The following is a 1,695-nucleotide window of genomic DNA, read 5'->3' on the forward strand; positions in this document are numbered from 1 at the left end:
TAGGTCAAGCCCTCGACCGATTAGTACCCGTCAGCTCCATCCCTCACGGGACTTCCACATCGGGCCTATCAACCTGATCATCATTCAGGGGTCTTACCAGCTTATGCTGTGGGAAATCTCATCTTGAGGCCGGTTTCGCGCTTAGATGCTTTCAGCGCTTATCCGATCCGGATATAGCTACCCAGCTGTGCCTCTGGCGAGACAACTGGTACACCAGTGATCCGTCCATCCCGGTCCTCTCGTACTAGGGACAGATCCTCTCAAATTTCCTGCGCCTGCGACGGATAGGGACCGAACTGTCTCACGACGTTCTGAACCCAGCTCACGTACCGCTTTAATGGGCGAACAGCCCAACCCTTGGGACCTACTACAGCCCCAGGATGCGATGAGCCGACATCGAGGTGCCAAACCTCCCCGTCGATATGGACTCTTGGGGGAGATAAGCCTGTTATCCCCAGGGTAGCTTTTATCCGTTGAGCGATGGCCCTTCCACTCGGTACCACCGGATCACTAAGCCCGACTTTCGTCCCTGCTCGACTTGTAAGTCTCGCAGTCAAGCTCCCTTCTGCCTTTACACTCTCCGAATGATTTCCAACCATTCTGAGGGAACCTTTGGGCGCCTCCGTTACGCTTTAGGAGGCGACCGCCCCAGTCAAACTGCCCACCTGACACGGTCCTCATCCCCGATTCAGGGGACTAAGTTAGAACTTCAGTACGAAAAGAGTGGTATCCCACCGGCGACTCCACCAAGGCTGGCGCCCTAGCTTCTTAGTCTCCCACCTATCCTGTACATTCCTTACCAAAATCCAATGTCAAGCTACAGTAAAGCTCCATGGGGTCTTTCTGTCCTGTCGCAGGTAACCCGCATCTTCACGGGTATTACAATTTCGCCGAGTCCCTCGTTGAGACAGTGTCCAGATCGTTACGCCTTTCGTGCGGGTCAGAACTTACCTGACAAGGAATTTCGCTACCTTAGGACCGTTATAGTTACGGCCGCCGTTTACTGGGGCTTCAATTCAAAGCTTCGCCTTTCGACTAACCTCTCCTCTTAACCTTCCAGCACCGGGCAGGCGTCAGCCCCTATACTTCTCCTTTCGGATTCGCAGGGACCTGTGTTTTTGTTAAACAGTCGCCTGGACCTCTTCTCTGCGACTCTATCTCTAGAGCACCCCTTCTCCCGAAGTTACGGGGTCATTTTGCCGAGTTCCTTAACGAGGGTTTTCTCGCGCGCCTTAGGATTCTCTCCTTACCTACCTGTGTCGGTTTGCGGTACGGGCACCTAGTTGCTCACTAGAGGCTTTTCTTGACAGTTTGGAATCAGTTACTTCGCTACTTATTTTCGCTCCCCTTAACCACTCAGAAACTCGCAGGGCGGATTTGCCTGCCCTACTTCCTAATGGCTTGGACGTACTCAACCAACGGTACGCTTAACCTATCCTCCTGTGTCACCCCATCGCTTATAACGCTTCTAGGTGGTACTGGACTTTCAACCAGTTGTCCATCACCTACGCACTTCGCCTCGGCTTAGGTCCCGACTTACCCTGGGCGGACGAGCCTTCCCCAGGAATCCTTAGGTTTTCGGCGGGTGAGATTCTCACTCACCTTTTCGCATACTCATACCGGCATTCTCTCTTCTAAACGCTCCACCATTCCTTACGGAATAACTTCGCTGCATTTAGAACGCTCCCCTACCCC

1 rRNA gene is annotated in these 1,695 nt (G+C 53.3%); it reads right to left on the reverse strand.

Annotated features, from left to right (window positions below):
- Nucleotides 1-1,695: ribosomal RNA gene (locus tag J0X21_RS04000) — 23S ribosomal RNA — on the reverse strand; the annotation flags it as partial.

Source organism: Paradesulfitobacterium ferrireducens, from assembly GCF_017310645.1.
GTDB classification, from domain to species: Bacteria; Bacillota; Desulfitobacteriia; order Desulfitobacteriales; family Desulfitobacteriaceae; genus Paradesulfitobacterium; species Paradesulfitobacterium ferrireducens.